At 36.2% G+C, this 25,289-nt stretch carries 25 protein-coding genes; 11 read left to right on the forward strand and 14 right to left on the reverse strand.

The annotated features are described in order from the left end of the window. Nucleotides 1-32: 32 nt before the first annotated feature. The 5 genes from FLB_RS03115 to FLB_RS03135 are packed head-to-tail and all read right to left on the reverse strand — an operon-like array spanning nt 33 to nt 3,496. A complete protein-coding gene (locus FLB_RS03115; protein WP_064714497.1) occupies nt 33-878 on the reverse strand; it encodes a sulfurtransferase in 846 nt (281 codons plus the stop codon). 9 nt (nt 879-887) lie between these two features. Then, nucleotides 888-1,541 carry a hypothetical protein gene (locus FLB_RS03120; protein WP_064714498.1) on the reverse strand — a complete coding sequence of 218 codons (654 nt, stop codon included), beginning with the start codon at nt 1,539-1,541 and terminating at the stop codon, nt 888-890. Then, nucleotides 1,531-2,169: a CatB-related O-acetyltransferase gene (locus FLB_RS03125; RefSeq protein ID WP_064714499.1), complete on the reverse strand. Its 639-nt coding sequence runs from the start codon at nt 2,167-2,169 to the stop codon at nt 1,531-1,533. Before FLB_RS03125 ends, FLB_RS03120 begins: the two co-directional genes overlap by 11 nt. A 33-nt stretch (nt 2,170-2,202) precedes the next feature. Beyond that, nucleotides 2,203-3,090, reverse strand: a complete 888-nt coding sequence (locus FLB_RS03130) for a dienelactone hydrolase family protein (protein WP_064714500.1) — start codon at nt 3,088-3,090, stop codon at nt 2,203-2,205. A gap of 28 nt (nt 3,091-3,118) precedes the next feature. Continuing rightward, the gene (locus tag FLB_RS03135) at nt 3,119-3,496 is read right to left on the reverse strand and encodes a hypothetical protein (RefSeq protein WP_157490520.1); all 378 of its coding nucleotides are present in this window, start codon (nt 3,494-3,496) and stop codon (nt 3,119-3,121) included. Nucleotides 3,497-3,634: 138 nt separating this feature from the next. Between FLB_RS03135 and FLB_RS03140 the strand changes: the two genes are divergently transcribed. From FLB_RS03140 to FLB_RS03180, 9 genes are all read left to right on the forward strand, one after another. After that, on the forward strand, nt 3,635-4,594 hold the full coding sequence (locus tag FLB_RS03140) for an ion channel (protein WP_064714502.1): 960 nt from the start codon (nt 3,635-3,637) through the stop codon (nt 4,592-4,594). 59 nt (nt 4,595-4,653) lie between these two features. Beyond that, complete coding sequence (locus FLB_RS03145; protein ID WP_064714503.1) at nt 4,654-5,550, forward strand: MerR family transcriptional regulator; 897 nt, start codon at nt 4,654-4,656, stop codon at nt 5,548-5,550. A 24-nt stretch (nt 5,551-5,574) separates the two neighbouring features. Beyond that, entirely contained in the window at nt 5,575-7,044 is a 1,470-nt protein-coding gene (locus FLB_RS03150) for a phytoene desaturase family protein (protein ID WP_064714504.1), read from the forward strand. Between the two features lie 3 nt (nt 7,045-7,047). Then, the gene (locus FLB_RS03155; RefSeq protein WP_064714505.1) at nt 7,048-7,887 is read left to right on the forward strand and encodes a phytoene/squalene synthase family protein; all 840 of its coding nucleotides are present in this window, start codon (nt 7,048-7,050) and stop codon (nt 7,885-7,887) included. A gap of 24 nt (nt 7,888-7,911) precedes the next feature. Continuing rightward, on the forward strand, nt 7,912-8,352 hold the full coding sequence (locus FLB_RS03160) for a sterol desaturase family protein (RefSeq protein WP_064714506.1): 441 nt from the start codon (nt 7,912-7,914) through the stop codon (nt 8,350-8,352). Nucleotides 8,353-8,519: 167 nt separating this feature from the next. Next, entirely contained in the window at nt 8,520-8,981 is a 462-nt protein-coding gene (locus tag FLB_RS03165) for an SRPBCC family protein (protein WP_064714507.1), read from the forward strand. Further along, nucleotides 8,981-10,276, forward strand: coding sequence for a cryptochrome/photolyase family protein (locus FLB_RS03170; protein ID WP_064714508.1), 1,296 nt, complete (start codon nt 8,981-8,983; stop codon nt 10,274-10,276). The genes FLB_RS03165 and FLB_RS03170 overlap by 1 nt, the downstream gene beginning before the upstream one ends. A gap of 39 nt (nt 10,277-10,315) precedes the next feature. Next, entirely contained in the window at nt 10,316-10,885 is a 570-nt protein-coding gene (locus FLB_RS03175; RefSeq protein WP_064714509.1) for a helix-turn-helix domain-containing protein, read from the forward strand. 421 nt (nt 10,886-11,306) lie between these two features. Then, nucleotides 11,307-13,517 carry a heavy metal translocating P-type ATPase gene (locus tag FLB_RS03180; protein WP_064714510.1) on the forward strand — a complete coding sequence of 737 codons (2,211 nt, stop codon included), beginning with the start codon at nt 11,307-11,309 and terminating at the stop codon, nt 13,515-13,517. A 1,016-nt stretch (nt 13,518-14,533) separates the two neighbouring features. Here FLB_RS03180 and FLB_RS03195 read toward each other — a convergent pair. The 6 genes from FLB_RS03195 to FLB_RS03220 all read right to left on the reverse strand — a co-directional run bounded on the left by FLB_RS03195 (nt 14,534) and on the right by FLB_RS03220 (nt 20,897). Beyond that, a complete protein-coding gene (locus FLB_RS03195) occupies nt 14,534-15,955 on the reverse strand; it encodes an SDR family oxidoreductase (protein WP_064714512.1) in 1,422 nt (473 codons plus the stop codon). Nucleotides 15,956-16,085: 130 nt separating this feature from the next. Further along, nucleotides 16,086-16,769, reverse strand: coding sequence for an SDR family NAD(P)-dependent oxidoreductase (locus tag FLB_RS03200; RefSeq protein ID WP_064714513.1), 684 nt, complete (start codon nt 16,767-16,769; stop codon nt 16,086-16,088). Between the two features lie 18 nt (nt 16,770-16,787). Continuing rightward, a complete protein-coding gene (locus tag FLB_RS03205; protein ID WP_064714514.1) occupies nt 16,788-17,072 on the reverse strand; it encodes a TIGR03643 family protein in 285 nt (94 codons plus the stop codon). A 242-nt stretch (nt 17,073-17,314) separates the two neighbouring features. Beyond that, nucleotides 17,315-18,799, reverse strand: a complete 1,485-nt coding sequence (locus tag FLB_RS03210; protein ID WP_064714515.1) for a cryptochrome/deoxyribodipyrimidine photo-lyase family protein — start codon at nt 18,797-18,799, stop codon at nt 17,315-17,317. A gap of 131 nt (nt 18,800-18,930) precedes the next feature. Further along, a complete protein-coding gene (locus tag FLB_RS03215) occupies nt 18,931-20,238 on the reverse strand; it encodes an ABC1 kinase family protein (protein WP_064714516.1) in 1,308 nt (435 codons plus the stop codon). Next, entirely contained in the window at nt 20,238-20,897 is a 660-nt protein-coding gene (locus FLB_RS03220) for a TetR family transcriptional regulator C-terminal domain-containing protein (protein ID WP_064714517.1), read from the reverse strand. The genes FLB_RS03215 and FLB_RS03220 overlap by 1 nt, the downstream gene beginning before the upstream one ends. Before the next feature lie 119 nt (nt 20,898-21,016). On the opposite strand from FLB_RS03220, the gene FLB_RS03225 reads away from it, so the two are divergent. Continuing rightward, entirely contained in the window at nt 21,017-21,931 is a 915-nt protein-coding gene (locus FLB_RS03225) for a TIGR01777 family oxidoreductase (protein ID WP_064714518.1), read from the forward strand. A gap of 87 nt (nt 21,932-22,018) precedes the next feature. On the opposite strand, the gene FLB_RS03230 is transcribed toward FLB_RS03225, so the two are convergent. From FLB_RS03230 to FLB_RS03240, 3 genes are read right to left on the reverse strand one after another with little or no spacing between them, the layout of a single operon-like run. Continuing rightward, nucleotides 22,019-22,369, reverse strand: coding sequence for an iron chaperone (locus tag FLB_RS03230; RefSeq protein ID WP_064714519.1), 351 nt, complete (start codon nt 22,367-22,369; stop codon nt 22,019-22,021). Between the two features lie 3 nt (nt 22,370-22,372). Then, nucleotides 22,373-22,723 (reverse strand): lysozyme inhibitor LprI family protein, encoded by a 351-nt coding sequence (locus FLB_RS03235; RefSeq protein WP_064714520.1) that lies wholly within the window; start codon nt 22,721-22,723, stop codon nt 22,373-22,375. Nucleotides 22,724-22,730: 7 nt separating this feature from the next. Beyond that, on the reverse strand, nt 22,731-23,306 hold the full coding sequence (locus tag FLB_RS03240; protein ID WP_064714521.1) for a hypothetical protein: 576 nt from the start codon (nt 23,304-23,306) through the stop codon (nt 22,731-22,733). Between the two features lie 386 nt (nt 23,307-23,692). On the opposite strand from FLB_RS03240, the gene FLB_RS03245 reads away from it, so the two are divergent. Continuing rightward, nucleotides 23,693-25,111, forward strand: a complete 1,419-nt coding sequence (locus FLB_RS03245; protein ID WP_064714522.1) for an APC family permease — start codon at nt 23,693-23,695, stop codon at nt 25,109-25,111. Nucleotides 25,112-25,289 lie beyond the last annotated feature (178 nt).

Below are 25,289 nucleotides of genomic sequence, written 5' to 3' on the forward strand. Positions count from 1 at the left end.
TTTTTTCGTGTATTAAACTAACTAAGGTTCTGTTACTTGTTTGTAGCTATTGGTTTGTCGTTTCGGCTCCATTCGCTCCAAGAGCCTACATACAATTTTGGAATAGCAAAACCTGCATGATGTAGGGCTAATAAAGTATGGCAAGCGGTAATACCCGAACCACAATGTACAATGGTGTTTTCGGAAGAGGACTCACCGAGGAGCGTGTTGTATTTTTCTTTTAAAACTTCTGGAGGCAAAAACAAACCATTCTCATCTAGGTTTTCAGTAAAAGGAAAATTGATGGCACCAGGAATATGACCTGCAATTAAGTCAATGGGTTCGCTTTCTCCGTTATAACGAAAAGCTTCTCGAACATCTATTACGGTATGTGAAGGAAGTTCGGCTACTTTTTCGACTTCATCAATTGAAGCTATAGGCCATTGCCAAGTTTGACAAGAATAGTTTTCTTTTTTTGCTAAAGAAACTGGTTCTGAATTTATAGGAAAACCTATTTTCTCTGCTGCTTGAATGCCACCATTAAGCACTTGTACTTTTTCGTGACCAATAGCGCGTAGCATCCACCAAAAGCGAGCGGCGGCATTTGCTCCATTTTTATCGTCATAAACTACTACCCAAGTTTGAGGAGTAATCCCTAAATCGCCCAAAGTTTTTGAGAAATCTTCAATGCTAGGCAAGGGATGTCTTCCTCCAACAGCAACATTAGTTTCGATAGTGGCCAATTGTGTATTTGCATCTACAAAAAGGGCTCCTTCCAAATGTTTGTTTTCGTAATTGAGTCTAGTATTTGGCCCGTTGCTGGCATCAACCAAAAGAATGTTTTTGGTTTTGTAAATAGTTAGTAAATCTGTTGCGTTTATTATAGCGGATACTGACATGTTTAATTTTTAATTGGTTTCAAAGGATTTTTTTAAGTTATAGTACAATAACATTCCTGTAATTTCATTGGTATAATTGATAGAAGCACTAAACAAGTGATTATTGATAAAAGTGTTATAGATTTCTTGGGTTAATACGAGTCTGTCATTCTTGCTATTGTACAATCTTATAGTTATTTTGTAGAATTGGTGTGGCCCTAAGTTTAAATTTGAAGCTTTTATTTCGGATTTGAGCTCTTTTATTTTAGTATAGGTATTGGTTAATAATTGAACCGAAAAATTCTTGTGCTCTTCCAAAGTTACTTTTTTATCTCCTTTAAGCGATTCGTAACTTGAACTGAAATAATTGTATTTGTTCCTTTCAAAACCAATCAAAAGTGGAGGTTTGGAATGGATAGAGGTAGCTTCTTGAACATTGTTTTTGATAAAAGTATATCCTTTTTTTTCGAGTTCATCTATTTTTGAGGATTCGGTTATTTTAAATCCTTCAGGAATAGCAATTTTCCAATCGAATAGATTACAAATGAATATGTTGTTTTCTATTTTTCCATTGGTGACTTCTTCTATAATTAGTTCTTCTGGGGCAATATTTATTATCTTTTTTTGTGCGTAAAAAAAGGGAGTAAAACAGAGAAAAAATAGAAGAAGGAGGCTATTCTTCATTTGCAATAGCTTTCAAGTTAATACTAGTATCTCCTGTAAGATCAGCGACATGTTTGGTAATTTTTTCTATATCCCAATCCCACCACTTAAGTTCTAAAAGGATTTCGATTTTTTCATCAGTGAATCTTTTTTTAATCACTTTTGAAGGATTACCGCCCACAATAGAGTAGGGTGGAACGTTTTTAGTAACTGTTGTATTGGCTGCAATTATTGCACCGTCACCAATTGTTATTCCTGGTAAAATTGTCACGTTGTAACCTATCCAAACATCATTGCCCACTATTGTGTTTCCTTTGTTCGGATATGCTTTGTCTTTCATAGCATTTTGCCAATCGTGTCCAAAGATTGCAAAGGGATACGAACTAATGCTTTGGGTTAAATGATTGGCACCATTCATTATAAAAGTGACATCAGAAGCAATCATGCAAAACTTACCAATAATCAATTGATCTCCTATAAAATCAAAATGATATTTTACATTTTTTTCAAAATTAGCTACATCTTCAAAATCATCATAATAGGTGTAATCTCCAACGATAATGTTCGGATTGGTGATTATGTTTTTTAAAAAGCATAATCTTGTGTAGTTTTCGAGCGGAAATTTTTGATCTTTATTTGGGTATTGCATAGTGCTCTTTTGGTATCTCTTTCTGAATGCTTTTTATTTTAGATTTTTTTTGAAAAAATCTATGGTTCTTGTCCAAGCTAGAGTGGCTGCTTTTTCATCATATCTTGGCGTAGTATTGTTGTGAAAACCGTGATTTACATCGGGATAGATAAAGGCAGTATAATCAACTTTGTTTTGTTTTAAAATGGTTTCATAGGCGGGCCAACCTTCGTTTACTCGAGTATCTAAGCCTGCATATTGTATCAAAAGCGGTGCTTTTATTTTAGCAGCATCTTCTGCGCTAGGTTGGCCACCATAAAACGGAACTGCTGCCCCTAATTTTGGTATTCGAACGGCCATCATATTGGCAATCCATCCGCCAAAACAAAATCCTACCACTCCTACATGGCCATTACAATCTTTATGATCTTGTAAAAATTCGTAGGCGGCAATAAAATCTTCGAGCATTTCCTCACGGGTACGTTTTTTTTGCAATTCACGACCAGCATCATCATTTCCGGGATAGCCACCAAGCGGACTCAGAGCATCGGGAGCTAATGTGATAAAACCTTCTAGTGCTCCTCTTCTTCCAACATCTTCAATGTAAGGATTTAGGCCTCTGTTTTCATGAACTACAATAATACCAGGAAGTTTTTTCTTTTTGTCGGTTGGTTTTGAAAGTAATCCTTTGATGGTTCCACCTCCTTTTGGGGAAGGGTAGCTAATCATGGCTGATTCTAATCTTGGGTCATCGACTGCGATAGTTTGAGTGTCTTTATAATTGGGTGTTATGAAATTGAGTAGCGTAGGAACAGTCAAGCTACCTACAGCAAAAAGCGATAATTTTTCAATAAATTGCCTTCTTTCAATTTTGTTATGGGCATAATCATCATATAAATCAAAAACTTCTTGGCTAATGTCAGCTTTGGTAATCTCTTTCATGGATGGTTGTTTTTTTGTTATGTAGGTTTTATTTGTTGAGTAATAAATCTATGACTCCAAGAGCTAAGGCGGCTCCAATGTTATTAGTTCCATAAGGGTTAAAAGAATCTATTTTTGTTCCTCTCGCATGAAGAGCGTTTTGAGCAATATAAAACGATTTACTGTATTTTGCCTCTTGGTTTTTTAAATAAAATGTATCATTCAAGCCACTGGCGGGATTGTAAATATTTAGTGAATAGGGTGTTATATACGTTTTGAAACTAAAATTCGGAGATGTAAATTGAATACTCTTGTAGTTTGAAAACGCCAATTTAGGTTGAAAAGATCCTACAGGAATGGGCATTTTGAGATTTTGAGCATACAATTGAGAAATTGCTAAGGAAAAAATAAAAAACAGTGTTCTCATAGAAGATGATTTTAGCACATAAAAATACTTTTTTTTTCTCATACTTAAGGAGTGGTTGAGAATTCTAAGGTTATTTATTTATTTTTAAGATCTAAAAATCAACAAAATACTCTTATTAGTAATTAATAGCAAAATGGCATGGCACTTTTTAAACGATTAAATTCCAAATTAACACCGATAATTAATACAGGGTTTGGAACAAATGCAACCCTTAACGGAAAGCGTTTTTTAAATAAAGACGGTAATGCAAGAGTAAAACGATTAGGACTTTCTTTTTTTGAGAGTAATAGTTGGTACCATACCTTATTGGATATGCCTACCTGGAAATTTCTTGGCGTATTGCTTTTGTTTTACATGGGAATTAATTTTGTTTTTGCTTGTTTGTATTTCGCCATCGGAATTGAGCACTTAAATGGGATAGCCACTACTCAAAGCCAATGGGAGCAGTTTGGTCAAGCTTATTTTTTTAGTGCTCAAACTTTTACTACGGTTGGATATGGACATATAAGTCCGGTTGGTTTTATGACTAGTGCACTCTCTGCAGCTGAAGCTTTAATTGGATTGCTAAGTTTTGCAATAGCTACGGGATTGTTTTTCGGTCGTTTTAGTAAGCCTAGGGTTTATTTAAAATTTTCTGATAATGCAATTATTGCCCCTTATCAAAATGGGACGGCTTTGATGTTTAGAATGGCACCCTACAAAAACACGAACTATCTCGATACAGAAGTTGACGCGACTATAGGATTGAGCATAGAAGAAGATGGAGTTTTGACCAATAAATTTTATACTTTAGATTTAGAAATCAATAAAGTAAATACACTCGTATTGAGTTGGACTATTGTGCACCCAATTACGGATAAAAGTCCATTGTATCAATTCACGGAAGAAGATTTTGCAAACGTACAAGGAGAGATTTTAGTTTTTGTAAAAACATTTGACGACATGTATAGTACTACTGTAGCCACAAGAACTTCTTATATTTTTCCAGAAGTCGTATATGGAGCGAAATTTAAATCGATGTTTGAAAGTAGTGCGAAACATACCCATACTTTAATTCATTTGGATGATCTTAATACATTTGAAAAAGTGATGTTGTAATTTTTTTTATTGTTAATCAAAAAAAAACGTTACTTTTGTTTAATAAATTTCAAAAAACAATGAACAATATTAAAAACGTATTCAGCATCAAAGACCTAGAGAACCTCTCAGGGATTAAAGCACATACGATTCGCATTTGGGAAAAAAGATACAATGTTTTGCAACCCATGCGAACGGACACTAATATTCGTTTATATGATCTTCATAGTCTTCAAAAGTTGTTAAACATAACTTTGCTTCATGATTATGGGTACAAAATATCCAAGATTGCTACCTATTCAGAAGAAAAAATCCCATCCTTAGTTCGTGAGATTATCACTTCTAAAAATGCAAACAATCATGCCATTAGCGATTTTAAAATGGCGATGATGAACTTTGATCAGGATTTGTTTTTTAGAACTTATGATTGGTTAATTGCCAAGAAAACGTTCAAAGAGGTTTTTATGCAGGTTTTTGTCCCATTGATGAATGAATTGGGATTGTTATGGCAAACCGATACAATCACGCCAGCGCATGAGCATTTTATAAGCTATCTGATAAAGCAAAAATTACTAATTAATATTGAGCAATTACAAACGCAGCCAGTACAACATCATGATAAAGTGTTTGTATTGTCTTTGCCGATGAATGAAATTCATGAGCTAGGTTTGATGTATTTGCATTATGAAATTTTGTTGCAAGGCTACAAAACGGTTTATTTGGGCGAAAGCATGCCAATTGATAACTTAAAAGTGTTGAAAAATAATTTTGGGTCAATTGTCTTCATTACTTACATGACGGTTCAGCCCGATCGTGAGGCAATAGACAATTATGTGTCAACAATGGAGTCGGAGTTATTAGGCGATGGTACGCAATTGTGGTTTATTGGTCGATTGGTTGAGAACATTGATAGAGAAAAAATAGCCTCTGAAACGCATATTTTTCAATCTATAACAGAATTAGTTGACGCAATCTAAAATACCCAAAAATACGCCCCTTCTATAATGAAAAAAATCACAATTATTGGCTCAGGTTTTTCTGCTTTATCCGCCTCTTGTTATTTGGCCAAAAGCGGCCACGATGTTACTATTTTTGAGAAAAATCCAACAATTGGCGGAAGAGCAAGGCAGATGAAATCCGCTGGTTTTACTTTTGATATGGGGCCGAGTTGGTACTGGATGCCCGATATTTTTGAACGTTTTTTTGCTGATTTTAATAAAAAACCAAGTGATTATTACGAGTTAATTAAACTTTCTCCAGCCTACAGAGTATATTTTGGAATTGATGATTTTATTGCTATTGCTGATAATTTAGACGAAATAGCCCAAACTTTTGAAGCGATAGAAAAAGGAAGTGGCAAAGTTCTTAGAGCTTTTATGGCCGAAGCGCAAAGTAATTATGATATTGCTATTAAAGATTTGGTATATCGACCTGGTGTTTCTCCTTTAGAATTGGTTACTACAAAAACAGCTCAAAAAGTTGGTCAATTTTTTAGCAATATCAGTCGTGATGTTCGCAAAAAGTTTACCAATCCAAGATTGATTCAGATTCTTGAATTTCCGGTCTTGTTTCTTGGAGCCAAACCTTCGGATACGCCTTCGTTTTATAGCTTTATGAATTATGCAGACTTTGGTTTAGGAACTTGGCATCCCAAAACAGGAATGTTTGATGTAGTTTTGGCAATGGAAAGTTTGGCTAGGGAGTTGGGAGTTAAATTTGTCACTAATGCAGCTATCGAAAAAATTGTAGTCGAAAACAAAACGGCTAAAGCTGTTGTTATCAATGGACAAACTATCACCTCTGATGTAGTGTTGAGCGGTGCCGATTATCATCATACAGAAACTTTATTGGATAAAGAGCATCGAGCTTATTCAGAAGCCTATTGGGAAAGTCGTGTTTTTGCCCCTTCCTCATTACTTTTTTATGTTGGTTTTGATAAAAAAATAGAAAATATTTCGCATCACGCTTTATTCTTTGATGTTGATTTTTACCAACATGCCAAAGATATTTATGATGCACCACAATGGCCAAAAGAACCCTTGTTTTATGCTAATTTCCCTTCGCTAACCGATCCTACTGCAGCTCCTGAAGGTATGGAGTCTGCTTTCTTTTTGGTGCCTTTAGCGCCAGGAATTAATGATAGCGAAGCGTTGAGAGAACAGTATTTTGATAAAATAATTGCTCGTTTTGAGCAACTTACACAACAAACTGTAAAAAATAATATTATATTTAAACAATCATTCTGTAAAAATGATTTTGTTTCTGAATATAATTCATACAAAGGAAATGCTTATGGTATGGCCAATACGCTACTCCAAACGGCTTTTTTGAGACCAAAATTGAAAAGTAAAAAAGTATACAATTTATATTTCACTGGACAATTAACAGTGCCAGGACCAGGCGTTCCACCTGCATTAATTTCAGGAAAGTTAGTATCAGAGTTAATTAATAAAAAATTTTCAGAAGCGTAAATTATGAAGCAATTATTTGATGATGTATCTTTTAAGTGTAGTAAGTTAGTGACCAAAAGCTATAGTACTTCTTTCTCTTTAGCCGTAAAAATGCTAGCGCCAAGTATTCGAGAAGATATCTATAATATATATGGTTTTGTCCGCTTTGCTGACGAAATCGTAGACTCTTTTCACGGATATCAAAAGGAACAATTGATTCAAGATTTTGAAACCGATTATTACAAGGCATTGGTTTCTGGAATTAGTTTGAATCCTATCCTGAATGCCTTTCAAATCACTGTAAAAAAGAACAATATTTCTGATGATTTGGTACAAGCTTTTCTAAAAAGCATGAAAATGGACTTGATAAAATCAGAGTATAACACCAAGGCGGAATACGATGATTATATTTACGGTTCAGCGGATGTGGTGGGTTTAATGTGTCTTAAGGTTTTTGTACAAGGCAATCAAGAAAAATACGATGCCCTCAAAGACGAAGCGATGCGCTTAGGTTCTGCTTTTCAAAAAGTGAATTTCTTGAGAGATTTAAAAGACGACAATCTGGTTTTGAATCGCAATTATTTTCCAGGAGTAGACCTTCGTTCTTTTGATGATGAAGCAAAAAAAGCCATTATTGCTGAAATTGATGAAGACTTTAAAGTAGCAAGAGAAGGCATTAAGAAATTACCGCTTGAAGCTAAATTTGGTGTTTTTACAGCCTATGTCTATTACAAAAAACTTTTGAATAAGTTAGAGCGTACTCCTTCACACAAAATCGGCACATCTAGAATACGCGTTTCCAATTATTCCAAAGCGGGATTGTTGGCGCAATCTTTCGTAACCTACAAGTTGCGATTAGTTTAATATTTCATTTCAAATTCATTCAAAATGCTTAATTTTTTCATATTTCTAGGAGTTTTTCTTTTTATGGAGTGCGTCACTTGGTGTACACATAAGTTCGTGATGCACGGTTTTATGTGGTATTTTCACGCCGACCACCATCAGCCAAAATATGCACATATCTTTGAGCGTAACGATATTTTCTTTGTCATTTTTGCCATTCCTAGTATTCTCCTTTTTTATTTTGGTGTAGAAGGTGGTATTAATTATTTGTTTTTTATCGGATTGGGTATCTTTTTTTATGGATTGTGTTACTTTCTAATCCACGATGTATTGATTCATCAACGCTTCAAATGGTTCAAAAACACCAACAACAAATATCTTATTGGGCTACGAAAAGCACACAAAGTACACCATAAACATTTAGGTAAAGAACACGGCGAATGTTTCGGAATGCTATTCGTTCCGTTCAAATATTATAAAATGTAGTTTTTGGGCGTGCCCCCCGAAACACGAATATACTAACGACACGATTCTCCAATCGGGGGTCGGGTCATCCATTCCCGCTTTGTTGTAGTGGCCTTTATCGCCACTACAACAAGAGCTCCATTACTACCCCTCACTCAGGGAAATCAACATCATTTATCGCATACATTATGAAAGTATATAAATTAGAAACCGTTCAATACGTAAATGCTACACTTGACGAATGTTGGGCTTTTTTCTCTAGTCCACAAAATCTGCAAAAAATAACGCCTCTAGATATGGGGTTTCAAATCGTAGATTTCGACGGTAGAACTGCCTATCCTGGTCAAGTGATACAATACAAAGTGTCGCCATTGGCAGGAATAAAACTCAGTTGGATGACCATTATTACAGCCGTAAAAGACAAAAGCTATTTTATAGACGAGCAGCGTTTTGGTCCCTATACGTTGTGGCATCACAAACATTTCTTTGAAGCCACCGAAAACGGAGTAAAAATGACGGATGTTGTTCATTACGCCCTTCCTTTAGGTTTCTTGGGTCGCATTATGAACACACTTGTAGTCAAAAGCAAGTTAAAAGAAATATTCTCTTATCGAGAAAAAGCCGTAGATGAACTTTTTAATACCAAATAATGACTGCACAGCCTATTACTTTTTTTTGGTTTCGTCGCGATTTGCGGTTAGAAGATAATGTAGGCTTGTATCAGGCGTTACAAAGTGGCTATCCAGTACTTGCTGTTTTCATTTTTGATGACGCCATTTTGGAACATTTGCCCAAAGACGATGCTAGAGTCACTTTTATCTACGAATCACTATCGAAAATCAATCAAAAGTTAGCAGAATTTGGGAGTTCTCTTTTGGTAAAAAAAGGAAAAACCCAAGATGTTTGGCAACAATTAATAACCGAATTTGAGGTCAAAGCGCTTTTTTTCAATAAAGATTACGAACCCTATGCCATAAACAGAGACCAACAGATTACTGAATTGTTAGCTCAAAATGGCGTAAAAGTTCAGGCATTTAAAGACCAAGTCATTTTTGAAGAAGCCGAAATCACCAAGGCCGATGGTTTGCCTTACACTGTTTACACACCCTATAAAAACAAATGGCTAGAGAAATACCGAATCATGGCGCCCGTTGCGGAGCATGATACTACTGTTTTTTCTAAGAATTGGTTTTCTAGTTCCTTCGAATTTCCTTCCTTGTCAGCTATTGGTTTTGAAACGAGTACCATCAAAGTCAAACCCCACAATTTGACTAAAATTGCCAACTATCACGAAACCCGTGATTTTCCAGCATTAGATACAACCTCTTATTTGTCGCCACATTTGCGATTTGGTACTGTTAGTGTTCGAAAATTAGTGAATTGGGCTGCGCGTAAAAATGATGTTTTCTTAAGTGAACTCATCTGGAGAGAATTTTTTATGCAAATCCTGTATCATTTCCCCAAAGTAGTGCAACACAATTTCAAATCGGCTTACGACGGCATAGAATGGCGCAATGACGAAGCTGATTTTCAACGTTGGTGTTCAGGAACTACAGGCTATCCTATGGTGGATGCAGGTATGCGCGAACTCAATGCTACAGGTTATATGCACAATCGAGTGCGTATGGTGGTGGCTAGTTTTTTGTGCAAACATTTGTTATTGCCGTGGCAATGGGGCGAAGCCTATTTCGCTCAAAAGCTTTTAGACTATGATTTGTCTGCCAATGTAGGTAATTGGCAGTGGGCTGCTGGGACAGGCTATGATGCCGCTCCTTATTTTAGAGTGTTCAACCCCGATATTCAATTGCAAAAATTTGATGCCAAAGGACACTACATCCGAAAATGGATACCTGAATTTGACTTAGGTTACGGTTCACCCATGGTGGAACACGCTATGGCAAGAGACCGCGCCATCGCTACGTACAAAGCAGGGATTTTGAAATAAGCAATTGCATATTTTGTACTTTTACAAAAAACTTCAAAAATGAAAATCTATATCAAAAATATGGTGTGCCATCGTTGCATTATGGTGGTGCAATCCGAGTTGGAAAAGAGCGGATTTACGCCACTTTCCGTATCTCTTGGTGAAGTAGTTTTTGAAAAGGAACTTGCTGTAAGTGACCAGCAAATTATTGCTAAAACACTTCAAAATGTTGGTTTTGAAATCATCGAAGACCAAAAAAAACAAGGGGTTGAAAAAGTGAAAAACTTGATTATTGATTTGGTTCAAAATCAAAATTCGGCACTCAAAAACACCCTTTCCGACTATTTGAGCACACAATTGGATTGTGATTATAAATACATTACTACTTTGTTTACCGAACTCGAAGGCACTACGATTGAGAAATATTTCATCGCACAAAAGATTGAGAAAGTAAAAGAGTTATTAGTATACAACGAATTGACTTTGAGTGAAATCGCCTTCCAGTTGCAGTATTCCAGCGTGGCACATTTGAGCAATCAATTCAAAAGTGTAACGGGATTAACTCCAAGTTATTTCAAAAACCTTCGCTCTGAGCGACGCATTCCTTTAGATCAAGTCCAAGCAAAGTAGTTCGTTTCCCTTAAAAAAGTTAGCCACGAATGCACAAATTGACACTAATTTTTATAAATATTAAAATTGAATTGCACTAATTTTATAGATCCTTAAGAATTCGTGGAATAAAAAACGGTTATAAATTAGTGTTTATTCTTGTTTTTTTTGGTGGAAATTTTCTTGATTATAAGGTGTTTTTAATGGCGCAAATTTAAAATTCATGTTATTTGTGAATTGAAGAACCAAAGCAAATTGCACCACAATTATTATAGCATTCTAGCTGTAATTGGTGCATTCGTGGCTCTTTTTTAGATGACGGATGCTTGAAAAAGTATTCACTGTTTATCTTCCGAAATTGTTGTAATTCTTTCGGATAATTGTGTAATACTTCTCATTTAGAATACGTCTAATTTTGTACTGTAATTTAAAACAGTATACTATGAAAACTACTATAAAGAGACAAATTCCTGTTTTACAAATGGGATGTGCTTCTTGTGCCGGCAAAATAGAATCCGCGATAAAACCTCTAAAAGGTGTCGTTTCGGCAAATGTTAATTATGCCTCGGCGATGCTTTCTGTAGCATTTTTTCCCGAAACCATTTCCCTCTCCGAGATACAAAAAGCAGTTCAAGCCGCAGGATATGATTTGTTTATTGAAGAGGATACAAACGAAGAAACGACTTTAGCGACTATTCAAGAAAAAAAATTCACGACTTTAAAAAATAAGACCATTTGGGCTTCTATTTTGGCTTTGCCAATTGTAATTATTGGAATGTTTTTTATGGAAATGCCCTATGCCAACGAAATTATGTGGGTGTTAGCAACTCCCATTGTTTTTGGTTTAGGAAACCGTTTTTTTATTAATGCTTGGAAGCAAGCGCGTCATCGTACGGCCAATATGGATACTTTGGTGGCTTTGAGTACTGGCGTGGCTTATCTCTTTAGTGTTTTCAATACATTGTTCCCTCACTATTGGCATCAAAAAGGATTGCACGGACACGTCTATTTTGAAGCAGCAGCAGTAGTAGTAGCTTTTATCTTATTAGGCAAATGGTTAGAGGAAAATGCCAAATCCAATACCTCCACCGCCATAAAAAAGTTAATACAGTTACAACCCAATACGGTTACTTTGTGGTTAGACAACGAGGAGCAAAAAGTAATTTCCATCGAGCAAGTCAAAGTAGGCGATCGATTGCTGGTAAAACCTGGCGAGCGTATTGCAGTCGATGGGGTTGTGATAAGTGGCGATTCTTATGTGGATGAAAGTATGTTGAGTGGTGAACCCATTCCTGTACTCAAAAAGGCAAACGAAAAGGTTTGGGCAGGTACGTTGAATCAAAAAGGTAGTTTGGTGTTCAAAGCTGTCCAAATTGGCTCCGAAACGCTTTTGGCTCATATTATCAAAACGGTACAAGAAGCGCAAGGAAGTAAAGCTCCAGTTCAAAAAAAGGTCGATTTTATCGCTAGTATTTTTGTGCCTGTGGTTATGGCGATTGCGGTTGTCGCTTTTGTTTTGTGGTGGATTTTAGGAGGAGAAAATGGTTTTACACAAGGGATTATGGCTTTAGTTACCGTTTTGGTGATTGCCTGTCCGTGCGCCTTGGGATTGGCAACTCCTACCGCCATTATGGTTGGAGTAGGCAAGGGAGCCGAAAATGGAATACTCATCAAAGATGCACTGAGTTTAGAATTGGCACAAAAGATAGACACCATCGTTCTAGATAAAACAGGAACCATCACCGAAGGAAAACCTAAAGTAGCCGAGGAATTGTGGAGTAGCAACGATTCCAATTTACGTTCTATTTTGTTGAGTATAGAATCGCAATCAGAGCATCCTTTGGCCGAAGGCGTTGTCCATTATTTGCAAGGAGTTCCAATGGTTCCAATTACGAATTTCGTGAGTGTTACAGGTCAAGGTGTTCGAGCCAAAGTAGAAGGTAAAGATTATTTTATAGGGAATCCCTCTTTTTTAAAAGCCAACCAAATCAAAATAAACGATAACTTCCTTCAGAAAAGTACCGCTTGGGAAGCCGAAGCCAAAACCGTAATTGGCTTTGCTAATGCAACTAGTGTTTTAGCCCTTTTGGCCATTTCGGATGCGGTAAAACCAACTTCGGTGGCTGCGATTCGTGAGTTGGAAGAAATGGGCATTGCGGTCTATATGCTAACCGGCGATGCTGAAAAAGCCGCCCAAGCGATGGCCGCCCAAACGGGAATTACTCATTACAAAGGGGGAGTGTTGCCTCAGCAAAAAGCTGATTTCATCAAGGAATTACAAGCTCAAGGCAAAACAGTAGCTATGGTGGGTGATGGGATAAATGACAGCACCGCATTGGCCCAAGCCGATGTCAGTATTGCTATGGGAAAAGGAAGCGCCATTGCAATGGAAGTCGCCAATATGACGCTAATGACCTCGGATTTGCATAAGATTCCACAAGCGATTCGTTTGTCTAAAGCTACTGTTGCTACGATTCACCAAAACTTATTTTGGGCTTTTATCTATAATGTGATTGGGATTCCTATCGCGGCAGGTATTTTATTTCCGTTTAATGGATTTTTACTTAACCCAATGCTCGCGGGTGCAGCTATGGCACTGAGTAGCGTGAGTGTGGTAAGTAATAGTTTGCGATTGAAATTGAAAAAGTTATAGGTAAAATTAAATTCCAAAAAAAAAAAATCCAAATTCCAAGAAGTAGTTGCACCCTTGGAATTTGGGATTTATCTCGAAACTTCGGGATTGGGATTTGTCAATTTCAAATCAATCTTTTTTATGTTGTTGTTCGGTATGATTTTGATTTCCATTAAGCATTGTGTCTCCCTCGTTTAGTCCGTTTGACATTCCGACCATAAATGCTGTAATAATTAGAATAATTTTTCTTTTTATCCAAAGAAGAGGTCGTTTAGATTTCTCTAAACGTGTTTTGTTATTATGTTTATACATTTAGTAAATGATAAAAGATTATACATATTTATATTCTTATGCGCTGATTGGCATAAAAGCTTAAAAATTAATTTATGCTATGTATAAACTTTTGTATTCGTTTTTTGAAGTAATCAATTCATTTATAAAAATGTTTTGGGACATCATAGCACTTACTTCTTGATAAAGTAGTGTTTGAATTTTTAAAAGAACCTTGACTTGAAGATTAATAAAATCTTTGATGTCTAGGCATAAAAATAGAATTGGAAAGGAGGTAATTTTAGATGAATTTACTTGCTTGAAGAAGTACAATTCGGAATCTTTCGTGTTTAATTCTGTTTTGAGAATTATGTTCGAAAATTGATAATAAGCTGCTGAATTTGTTTGAGAATGTAAAGTACAATCATTAACAACTAGTCCAAAAACTAGAATGAGAGAAAGAAGATATTTTATGTTTTTGTTCAATCTAATTAATTCTAATTGCTTGTTTGAGTTTGGTGTTTTTTAGCGGATTATTTTTTTCTAAACGAAACTACAAATAAAATGGATAATTTCACCAAGTCTTCAACCTAAAGTTTTAACTCAAGTTTCAATTTTTACAAATGACAAAATCAATTTTTTGATTTTTTCCACCTTGTTAAATAAAACTAAAGTTTTTTTTGTGGAAATTATTTTATCGGAGCTAACATCCCTGAAGCAACAAATTCCATATTCCAAGAAGTAGTTGTACTCTTGGAATTTGTAATTTATTTTTTAATCAATTTATTTATCATACCTTCAAAGATAAAGCCATGAAAAGGGAGAACGGAGTACCAATACAATTTGCCCCAAAAACCATGCGGTTTGAAAGTGGCTGCTTGGTAAAGTGTATTGTGTATGATTTTGAATTCCAGCCAAGCTTCACCGGGGAGTTTCATTTCGGCATACAAAACGAGTTTGCCTTCTTTTTTGTTGGCATACAATACCCGCCAAAAATCCAAAACGTCACCAGAATGAATGTCGTGTTGGTTGGTGCGTCCTCTGCGTAAACCAACGCCTCCCACTAATTTGTCTACAAATCCTCTGATTTCCCAGAGCCAGTCGCCATAATACCAACCGGTTTCGCCACCAATAGACCAAATGCGTTCGGTGGTATAGTTACGGTTGAGAATTTCTTTTTTGCGACGATCGATAAAGCAATTTTTTCTGGGAACTTTAAGGTAATCGGCAACACTACCTGTGAATTGGCCACTAATCATAGCATCTTTCCAGCTCGAAGCGATGTCGTCTTTGTCTATTTTGATCAACGCTCTCGAAACAGCTTCGCTATACCTCATTGGAGAAACTCCTAGTAGTTTATTAATACGGTTGTCTTTGCAAACTACTTCTACTTTCATACTGCTGACCAATGCAGCTGCGAGTTTGTAGGTAGTTGAAGTAACAAAATACAGCCAATACGACGACAATTTTGGCGTCATTACGGGCACTGTATAAATATAGCGTTTCAATCCAGCAGCTTTGGCAAAACCCAAAAGCATTTCTTTGTAAGTTAAAATATCTGGGCCGCCAATGTCAAAATTCTGATCATAAGTTAATTCATTATGTAAACTTCCTATCAAAAAGTCCAACACATCCGAAATAGCAATCGGTTGGCATTTGGTATTGAGCCATTTTGGAGTAATCATGATTGGAAGCTTGTTGACCAAATCGCGGATGATTTCAAAAGAAGCACTTCCTGAGCCTACAATAATCCCTGCTCTTAAAGTTGTGATGGCAAAAAGACCTGTTTTTAGAACATCTTCAACGGCTTTACGAGAGGCCAAATGTTTGGATAAAATAGTGTCATTGACAATGCCACTCAAGTAAATGACTTGTTTGACTTGGGTGAGGTTCATTCGGTCAACAAAATTCATAGCCGAGGCATACTCCAACTCATCATAATTCTTGGCCGAACCCGACATGGAATGAATCAAATAATAAGCGGCATCAATTTCGTTGGGAATAGCACTTAAACTTTCTTGATTCAAAAAATCGACTTCTATAACTTGTACTTCATCAACTAAATTTTCGGGTAAATAAAAACGGTCTTTATCTCTTACACAGCAAATCACATGATGTCCTTGAGCTACTAGCAAGGGCAATAGTCGCTTTCCAATATATCCTGTGGCTCCTGTTAATAGAATATTCATGTTGTGGTTTTTTGTTTTCTTTTAAATGTAGTTAAAATATTGATTTATAAGTAAATAAAATTGATTTTTTTGTGGGTTTTGCCTACAAAAGAGGATTTAGAATGTTTTTTATCGTTCGGAAAGAGTGATTTTAGATTTTAAAACTAACCATACCATAATCCATGGCAAAAACTTGTCCTGAAATGGATTTGGCTTCATCCGAAATTAGAAAATTTGCCATATGTGCTACTTCATTTGGTTTTAAATACCCTTTCATCGGATGGCGTTCGATCATGTTTTCTTTCATTCTGTCATTTCTTAAGATACCCGCTGCTAATGAAGTTTCTGTAATTGTGGGCGCAATGGCATTAATTCGGATCACAGAAGCCAATTCAGCTCCCAAAGATTTTACCAATCCTTCTACACCTGCTTTGGCAGTTGCGATACTAGCGTGAAAGGGCATTCCTAATTTTGCTGCAACTGTACTAAACAAAAGAATGGAGGGGTTTTGTCCTTTTCGCAAGGCTGGTAAATATTTCTGGATGGCTTTTACAGCGCCAATAACATTGATTTCAAAATCGTTTTTGAAATCGGATATGCTGAGGTTCCCGATTGGTTTTAAATTAATACTACCCGGACAATAAATCAAAGTATCTATATTCTCGATCTCTGGAAGTTCATCTTGTAAAACATCAACGGAATAATGCGTCAGATTAGGATGCGATACATCTGGTGCTGTTCTACTGAGGTTGTATACTTGATTCGATTGCAATTGTTGTATTAGTATCGCGCTACCAATTCCTTTGCTACCGCCAATGATTACGATGTTTTTCATATACGTTTTGAGTTTGGTTTATCGTTTTGATATTTTGTTATGCGTGATTTGTCGCTGTAAAGTACATTTGAATCTTCCTTCGGTAAAATTTCGAAGTTTCTCGTGCTTGGTTTTCCGACCTTGTACTCTGGCACGCCAAAGTCTGAAACTCGAAGGCTTCATTTCGGCACGCATCAAGTCGATGACTTCTTGTTCTTTTAATCCAAATTGCAATTGGATGGCTTCGAAAGTGGTTCGGTCTTCCCACGCCATTTCTATAATTCGGTCGATTTCTAATTCGGTAAGGGCTATTTTGTTGGGCATAGCTAAAGCTTTTTTTTGGGGTTATATATGAATCCCTTTTATCAAAAAAATTATTCAAAACATATAAGTCAAATAAGTTTTAGTTTGAATTCCTAAAGTGAAATTTATAGTTCAAATAAGTAGTTGAAACTACTAGTATCTTATTTTTACTTTTAACTAATTGGATGAATAGGCTTTTTTAAAAAACTTAGTTGGCTTATATGTTTGGTATTAAATGTTTGTTTATTTTATGAATAGTATTTTTAATCGCTATCGCCAATATCGGCTAGGGTATGTAATTTCAAAATACGATTGCTTTCTTCTTTAACCAATGGATTTTTCTTCATTTTCCATAAAAAATCCGAAGCAAATTTTCTTGTTCGATCAATATTGACAATCGGTTTTGGATAGTCTTTTCCCAATTCGAAATTGTTGAATTTTTGGTCCAAAAAGGTCATTTTACTTGGTTGATGAACGAAAGGCAAGGGCAAATTTCGTAACTCGGGTACCCATTGTTTTATGAATTCTCCTTGCGGGTCGTGTTCCAAACTATTTTTTATCGGGTTGTAAATTCGTAATAAGTTGACACCCGTTTCACCTGCTTGCATTTGCAATTGCGGGTAGTGAATGCCCGGCTCAAAATCCAAAAACATTTGCGATAAATGTTGCGTAGCTTCTTGCCAAGGTTGCCATAGGTTATGGGTAAAAAATGATACCAATAATGCTCGCATTCTAAAGTTGAGGTAGCCTGTTTCGTTCAAGCAGCGCATACAAGCATCAACGAGAGGTACACCAGTTTGTCCTTTTTTCCAAGCCTCGACATAATTGGAATTGATTTTCTTTTTTAAATCGTGATAGCCTTTGTTGATGCTTTCAAACTCCATAATTTCTTCCATTTCAAATTTTTGAATAAAATGGGCTTGCCAAGTAAGTCTCGACACAAAGGAATCAATTTGTTTTTTGTTGGTACAAATCAACCGAAAAGTAGCGGCTCGCTGCAATACTTCTCGGGCAGATAAATTTCCCCAAGCAATATATGGGGAAAGGCGACTGCAACTTTTTCTAGCCAACAAGGGTTTTGAAATATGATCGCTATAATTGAAATAACGATTTTTAAAAAAGGAGTCTAAATATTTTTCTCCCATTTCAGTGCCTCCTTTTTGAAAAATGGCATCGGGAATGGTGGTCAAATTTGTTTTTTCTAGTAAGCGCTCTAATTTTTCAATTTGGTTCAATCTCAGAAAGGTATCGTCATTTGGTAAAAAAGAAAATTTCGGTTCATTCATATATTTTTCCCATTGCACCACCCAATTGCTTCGGTTTTTTAGCCCTCTAAAAATGCCATTGTTGATGTTTTCTATCCAATTGATTTGGTTGTTTTTGCAAAATCTTTTGAATGCTTTGTCTCTTTCGTACGTTATTCTTACTCCAGTTTCTTGATGTGAATAGACATTTTTGATGGCGTATAGTTCTTGAATACTATTAATGGCACTAATGACTTCACCATTTACCGCTAAAACTTTTGTATTATAAGGTTCTAGTTGGGTGTTGAGCGCTACGATAGATTGCTTGATGAAATTCCAATGTCTGTCGCTATAATGTCCATCGTTTTGCAATGATTTTTCAAAAACATACAGTAAAAGTGTGGGCTGACCAGAATGGATTGCAGAATGGATTGCCTCGTTGTCCTGCAAACGAAGGTCTCTTTTGAACCAAACGATATTGATATGTTTTTTATTCGAATTCATCTTTTAAAAAAGTTGTTGTTGTAGCCAGCGTTGCTGGAATTTGGACTGTTTGTCATAGTTTTGCGCTTGTAAGGCGACATTGAATTTTCTATCACGAGAATCGTTACTCGCACCTGAAACCTAAATTCTATCTACAAATAGTTTTGGTATTGATTTACCGCAATGGAAGTCTTAAGGTCAAACATCAAATTATACAAACCAAAAAAGGTTCTATTCATATAAATAAAATGCTTGGAACCTCGATTACCATTCATCTTGCGCAGGTTGGTGTCTTTGGCGAAACGCTCACCCAATTGCGCAATATTGTTAAAGAAGACTTCATCTGAAAAATCAAAATGCGTGTTTTGAAACGGCAAAGTGAATAGCGATAGCAAATCATAAAACATACTGGTGAAATACGCAATTTCTTCTGGAGTATCTTCTTTTCTTAAAATCTCAAGCTCAAATAATTTGGCATTAAAGAGTTGTTTATTGTCAATGATTTCTTTGTTTATTAATTCAAAGTACGGCACATAAAAGTCATTCGGAATGCTTTTCATACAACCAAAATCCAATGCAACCAATTGCTGGTTGTTATCTACCAAAAAGTTCCCAGGATGTGGGTCGGCGTGTACTTTTCGTAAAACGTGAATTTGGTACATATAAAAATCCCAAAGTGCTTGTCCAACTTTGTTGGCGGTTTCTTGGTTGGTATTTTCGGCAGTGAACTCAGATAGATGTTTTCCTGTCATCCAATCCATCGTTAGGATTTTTTCGGATGAAAATTCTGGATAGTAGGCGGGAAAAACCAAGTTTTCTATTTTTTGGCAAGCTGCCACTACTTCTTGACTTTGTTTAAGTTCAAGCGTATAATTGGTTTCTTCAATCAATTTGTCTTCTACTTCTTTAAAGTATTTATCAGAATCTTTACCTTGTAGATTAAACATTCGAATCGCCATTGGTTTAACCAAAGCCAAATCCGACGAAATGCTATTGGCTACGCCTGGATATTGAATTTTTACCGCCAATTTTTTTCCGTTTTTCTTGGCCAAATGTACTTGACCAATACTTGCTGCGTTTACCGATTCGGCATTGAATTCGTCAAAAATTTCATAAGGGGTTTTGCCAAAATTGGTTTTGAAGGTTTTCAGCACCAAAGGAGCTGATAGAGGCGGAACAGAAAACTGCGACAATGAAAACTTTTCTACATAGGCTTGTGGTAGAAAATTTTTGTCCATACTCAGCATTTGTGCCACTTTTAGCGCACTTCCTTTTAAACTTTTTAGGCCATCATAAATATCTTCGGCATTGTCTTCGTTGAGTTTGTCTCTCGTCAAGTCGGAGTTGACTATTTTTTCGCCGTAATATTTTAGGTAATTCACGCCTACTTTTGCCCCTGTTTGTACCAATTTGGTCGCTCGTTCAATCTTTGAAGTAGGAATATAGTCTATAGTTTTCATTAGTTTTTTTGTATTTTTTCTTTGAATAGGAATTTTCCAAAATCGATTAAACTGTCAATAGGCGTGATGTTCATTAATTCGAAAGCTGCTTTAACCGATTTTTCTATATAAATGTCTGTCTTTTCAAATCCAGCGGAACTGTCGTCCATCCAAAACTTTAAGGTGAGTAAAAACTGAATCCACAACGATTCTTTTGTCGCTTTTTCTTGGTATTCTTGAAAACGCTCTATTTGAATGCGGAAATCATCGGTGGTAATCTCGCCTATATAATTTTTGAATTTTTTACGAATATCAGTCAAAAGCATTACGTTTTTTAACTGATTTTTATGCTGTTGCAAGGCATATAAAACATAACTTCGGTTCGCAGTAATTAATTCGAATAACGTAAAATAAAAGCTCAACAGTTTAGCCCTCATGTCATAACTAGCATATGCTGGATTTTTTTCTAGTAATTCGATGGTTTTGTCAAAGAATTGAATGAAGATTTCTTTCTCGATAGCGTCAAGTGTCCCGAAGAAGGTGTAAAATTCCGCTTCGCTAAATCCGTTCTGCTGCGCAAATTGATAAATTGATTTTGGTTTTTCGTTGTGTTCTAACACATGATTCATGTAATAGGATACTATTAAGTCTTTAGATAGTACTGCTTTTTTAGTTGCCATTGTTGTTGCGTTTAAATTAGAGTATAAAGATACTATTGTTTAACTTATTTTTAATAATGTTAAACAAAATATTAACCTATGTTTGTATAAGTTATTTTGATAACTCAAAAAATAATAAGATGAAAAAAAGGGTATTGTTGACAGGAGGGACTGGTTTTGTTGGGAAATATTTGATTCAAATGTTACTCAACAAGGGATATGCAGTCAATGTATTGACGCGAAAACCAAAGGAGAATACTGAAGATATTTCTTATTATACTTGGGATGTTTCTGTCGGCAACATCGAAGAAATAGCCGTTTTGGAAGCTGACTATATCATCCATTTGGCCGGAGAATCCATTGGCGATAAGCGTTGGACGTTAGCACGTAAAAAAGCAATTTTAGACAGTAGAGTGCAATCAGCAGGCTTGCTGGCGTCAGTTTTACAATCCAATAATAAAAAAGTGAAAGCCTTTATTTCTGCCTCTGGTATTGGAGTGTATGGTGCGTTGAATGGCGAAGGAATCTGCACCGAAGAGTCACCAGTGGCTCATGATTTTTTGGGAAAAGTTTGTCAAGAGTGGGAAAAAGCCGCTGATGCCATAGCCTCACTTGGTATTCGCACTGTAAAAGTGAGAACAGGCTTGGTTTTGGGAAAAAATGAAGGATTTTTGCAAAAAATGGTTCCAATTTTTCGATACGGATTTGGTTCAGCATTGGGTTCTGGTAATCAATATATGCCTTGGATTCATATTCACGATTTGTGTGCTATTTATCTTGAAGCGATAGAAAATGAAGCAATGGAAGGCGCTTACAATGCGGCAATAGAAGATAGTACCACAAATACTATTTTTTCCAAAACCCTAGCATATAATTACGGTTATTCGGTTTGGTTGCCTAATGTTCCAGCTTTTGTATTGCAATGGGTTCTCGGGGAAATGTCGGTTCTAGTCCTTACCGGAAGACGAATATCCAATGATAAATTATTGCATTTGGGATTCCGATTTCAATATAAGAATCTTGATTTTGCTTTGCGCGATTGCTTAAAAAAGTAGTAGCATTTGTTAAACTAGTTTTATTTATACTTGTAGATGGTTTGTTTTTAAAACCTCATTTTGCCGCCATAGCGAAATGAGGTTTTTTTATTGCGTTTTAGAGGCGTTTTCTTCTACTCTAAATGTAATAATATCAGCGATTAAATCAAGTGGAAGCGGCTGTTCATTCGGAAACTGCACGGAGCCTTTTCCTTGTTTGTAGTTCGAAAGCGCCTCTGCAAAATGCGTATGACCAGAAGGGGTGGCATACAAACCAATGTGATTTTTGAAAGCCGCATAGTAAATCAACGGTTTTCCATTCGTTTTGTAGGCGGGCATTCCGTAGCTAATGCTCTCTTGTGCCTCGGGCGCTTTTTCTAAAATGAGCGTTCTAATTTGCTGCATTCTGATCCGACAGGCTTCGGGAAATTTTGCGAAATAAGAGTCCACCGTTTCCATGTCTTATCGGTTTAAATTTTTGAGACTCTCATTTAAATGTTTGGTCCTTTCTTTGGTAATTTCCTCTAAACAAGTCAGCCAAATTAAAGGTTTTATACTTCCTCCAGTATAAGGATCAGCCTCAAATTTACAATGCGAATCCCTGTATTTTATCCAATCTTTTTGCGCTTGAATGAGCAACGCTTTTTCATTTTTGTCCAAAAGCGAAACCAACTTTTTGTAGGTTTTGTTGAGTTCTGCATCGGCTTTCTTGTAATCTAGCGAGGCTTTTTCGTTCATCTCTAACTGTGTTTGTGCTGTGGCAGCCGAAACACTGAAAACTAAAAATAATAGGGATAGGAGTAGTTTTTTCATTGGGGAATTAGGCGTAAAGTGTTTGATTTTCAAATGCAGCAATGTTTTCTTTTAAGGCAGTATAATTGGAAAACGTTCTATAAATACTTAACAATAACAAGACGATTAAGGGTAGTATGAAATAATTCCAATATTCAAAGGCTCCATCAGAAAGCACTTGGATTACACTTCCGATAATCAGTAAAATTGCAAGCAGAATGATAGGTAATGCTCTTTTTGTATTGGTGATATTACTAAGAATAGCCTCCAATTTCGAGTTTGTTTCTTCAATTTGGTTACTGTTTTTATTTTCGATTCTAATCAAATGTTGCAGCAAAACGGTTTTGTAAATTTCACTTTGTAAATTAATAAAAAATGAAAATGAAACCAGAAACATTGTTCCGCTTTTGCTCCATTTTGGCAGATGTTCAAGCTCTAAGTATTCATTTATAATTGCCAAGAAAACAAACAAAAAACAAATTCCTGCCAAAACTCCATTCACAAGTAAGAGCCATTTACTCTTTCTGTACCTCACAAAAGTGTCAGCGTCTGAATCTCCTTTTAAGGGATTAAAATTATTGATGATGTCGATGCGTTCTAACATAGTTACATTTTACGATGGTGAATTTTAGGAGCAGTAACAATCGGCTTTTTGGCCATCAAAGTCCCGTGATCCGCTATATCTTTGTCTTTTTAAAGAAAAAAGACAAAGGATGCCGCTCCTCCCGGGGCTAAAGATTATCATAGTGCCCTTTTGTAAACATAGTCAAAAATACTGAAAAAAACAGTTGCTTTTCCTCTCGACGGTCACGTGTTGAGGTAGTTCTTTAAAAAATCAGTATTTGCATTTTCTTTCGTTATACGAGCATAATTTTTCAGTTTCCTTTCTATTGGATGAGTTGTAAATTATGTTCTTTTCTTTTTTGTAAGAAGTTCAAATTTTAACAAAAAAGTATATCTTTAGCCAACTAAAATCAAAAAAAACAACCCATGCAAGAAAACAAACCCGAAGATTTTAAACGCGAACTCGGACTTTTAGACGGTACCATGCTCGTAGTAGGTTCCATGATTGGCTCAGGAATATTTATTGTAAGTGCCGATATTGCACGACAAGTGGGTTCTGCCGCTTGGCTTACTTTAATTTGGTTAATCTCAGGACTAATTACCATGATTGCTGCGGTAAGTTATGGCGAATTGAGTGCCATGATGCCCAATGCAGGCGGACAATATGTGTATCTTAAGGAAGCGTATAGCAAATTGATTGCGTTTCTATTCGGATGGAGTTTTTTTGCCGTCATTCAAACCGGGACTATTGCTGCGGTGGGGGTAGGTTTTTCTAAGTTTGCCGCCTATTTGATTCCATCGTTGAGTGATGAAAACATTTTGCTCGATTTGGGTGCTTTTCAACTTAACGCGGCTCAAATTGTGTCTATTATTACCATTGTTTTCTTAACCTATCTCAACAGTCGCGGCGTAAAAGACAGCAAAACGTTGCAAACCGTGCTAACGATTATCAAAATTTTGTCGCTTTTTGGATTGATTGTTTTTGGATTCATCCTCGCAGCAAAAGCTGAAGTTTGGGACGTGAACTGGACAGACGTATGGGAAACCAAATCCTATAATTTAGATACAAAACAATGGACACCAATTGCTGGAACGGCATTATTAGCTGGGATTTCTGCTGCTATGGTGGGGTCGTTGTTCTCGAGTGATGCTTGGAACGGAGTTACTTTTATTGCAGCCGAATTGAAAAATCCAAAACGCAATGTGGGCTTGAGTTTGTTTCTAGGGACTTTCATTGTAACTATTATTTATGTTTTGACCAATTTGATGTATTTGGCAGTTATTCCGTTAGAGGAAATTGCTACAGCCAAATCCGATAGGGTAGCGGTGGTCGCTTCTCAATATACGTTTGGCGATTACGGGACGGTGATTATTGCAGTAATGATTATGATTTCGACTTTTGCGTGCAACAACGGATTGATTATGGCGGGCTCCCGAGTGTATTATACAATGGCCAAAGATGGTTTGTTCTTCAAACAAGCCGCACAATTGAATCAAAAAAGCGTACCAGGATGGGCGCTTTGGGCACAGTGTTTTTGGGCTTCAGCTTTGTGTTTGACGGGTAAGTACGGCGATTTATTGGATTTTGTAATCATCATTGTATTGATTTTTTACATTTTGACCATTTACGGCATTTTTATTTTACGTAAAAAAATGCCCGATGCCGAGCGTCCATACAAAGCGTTTGGCTATCCATTTTTGCCAGGTTTGTATATCGTAATTGCTTCGGCAATTTGTATCTCGTTATTGTTTACCAAATTTTCTACTTGTGGTTGGGGCGTACTGATTATGCTTACGGGTATTCCAGTGTATTATGTTACGCAGCGTAAAGTGTTGAAGGAGTAGTAATGGACTAGTTCAGGAGATCTAGGAAAAAATGAATCAACATTTTTTTTATTATCGTCGAACAAAGAACAATATTAAAAATGAGCAGTACTATCTGTTCTAAAAGTAGATTAAAAAAATGGAAAAAACTATAAATGATTTAAGTATAGGTTTGTTTTTATGGCAATTGTTTGTTTTA

The organism is Flavobacterium succinicans, assembly GCF_001662485.1.
GTDB lineage: Bacteria > Bacteroidota > Bacteroidia > Flavobacteriales > Flavobacteriaceae > Flavobacterium > Flavobacterium succinicans_A.

Bases quoted from the DNA above. Each gene is read 5' to 3' on its own strand.
- FLB_RS03170 (WP_064714508.1), top strand. From the start codon at position 8,981: ATGACTGCACAGCCTATTACTTTTTTTTGGTTTCGTCGCGATTTGCGG.
- FLB_RS03215 (WP_064714516.1), bottom strand. From the start codon at position 20,238: ATGAAAACTATAGACTATATTCCTACTTCAAAGATTGAACGAGCGACC.
- FLB_RS03135 (WP_157490520.1), bottom strand. From the start codon at position 3,496: ATGAGAACACTGTTTTTTATTTTTTCCTTAGCAATTTCTCAATTGTAT.
- FLB_RS03225 (WP_064714518.1), top strand. From the start codon at position 21,017: ATGAAAAAAAGGGTATTGTTGACAGGAGGGACTGGTTTTGTTGGGAAA.
- FLB_RS03160 (WP_064714506.1), top strand. From the start codon at position 7,912: ATGCTTAATTTTTTCATATTTCTAGGAGTTTTTCTTTTTATGGAGTGC.
- FLB_RS03125 (WP_064714499.1), bottom strand. From the start codon at position 2,169: ATGCAATACCCAAATAAAGATCAAAAATTTCCGCTCGAAAACTACACA.
- FLB_RS03180 (WP_064714510.1), top strand. From the start codon at position 11,307: ATGAAAACTACTATAAAGAGACAAATTCCTGTTTTACAAATGGGATGT.
- FLB_RS03140 (WP_064714502.1), top strand. From the start codon at position 3,635: ATGGCACTTTTTAAACGATTAAATTCCAAATTAACACCGATAATTAAT.
- FLB_RS03235 (WP_064714520.1), bottom strand. From the start codon at position 22,723: ATGAAAAAACTACTCCTATCCCTATTATTTTTAGTTTTCAGTGTTTCG.
- FLB_RS03200 (WP_064714513.1), bottom strand. From the start codon at position 16,769: ATGAAAAACATCGTAATCATTGGCGGTAGCAAAGGAATTGGTAGCGCG.
- FLB_RS03155 (WP_064714505.1), top strand. From the start codon at position 7,048: ATGAAGCAATTATTTGATGATGTATCTTTTAAGTGTAGTAAGTTAGTG.
- FLB_RS03195 (WP_064714512.1), bottom strand. From the start codon at position 15,955: ATGAATATTCTATTAACAGGAGCCACAGGATATATTGGAAAGCGACTA.
- FLB_RS03165 (WP_064714507.1), top strand. From the start codon at position 8,520: ATGAAAGTATATAAATTAGAAACCGTTCAATACGTAAATGCTACACTT.
- FLB_RS03130 (WP_064714500.1), bottom strand. From the start codon at position 3,090: ATGAAAGAGATTACCAAAGCTGACATTAGCCAAGAAGTTTTTGATTTA.
- FLB_RS03240 (WP_064714521.1), bottom strand. From the start codon at position 23,306: ATGTTAGAACGCATCGACATCATCAATAATTTTAATCCCTTAAAAGGA.
- FLB_RS03210 (WP_064714515.1), bottom strand. From the start codon at position 18,799: ATGAATTCGAATAAAAAACATATCAATATCGTTTGGTTCAAAAGAGAC.
- FLB_RS03205 (WP_064714514.1), bottom strand. From the start codon at position 17,072: ATGCCCAACAAAATAGCCCTTACCGAATTAGAAATCGACCGAATTATA.
- FLB_RS03245 (WP_064714522.1), top strand. From the start codon at position 23,693: ATGCAAGAAAACAAACCCGAAGATTTTAAACGCGAACTCGGACTTTTA.
- FLB_RS03115 (WP_064714497.1), bottom strand. From the start codon at position 878: ATGTCAGTATCCGCTATAATAAACGCAACAGATTTACTAACTATTTAC.
- FLB_RS03120 (WP_064714498.1), bottom strand. From the start codon at position 1,541: ATGAAGAATAGCCTCCTTCTTCTATTTTTTCTCTGTTTTACTCCCTTT.
- FLB_RS03175 (WP_064714509.1), top strand. From the start codon at position 10,316: ATGAAAATCTATATCAAAAATATGGTGTGCCATCGTTGCATTATGGTG.
- FLB_RS03230 (WP_064714519.1), bottom strand. From the start codon at position 22,369: ATGGAAACGGTGGACTCTTATTTCGCAAAATTTCCCGAAGCCTGTCGG.
- FLB_RS03145 (WP_064714503.1), top strand. From the start codon at position 4,654: ATGAACAATATTAAAAACGTATTCAGCATCAAAGACCTAGAGAACCTC.
- FLB_RS03220 (WP_064714517.1), bottom strand. From the start codon at position 20,897: ATGGCAACTAAAAAAGCAGTACTATCTAAAGACTTAATAGTATCCTAT.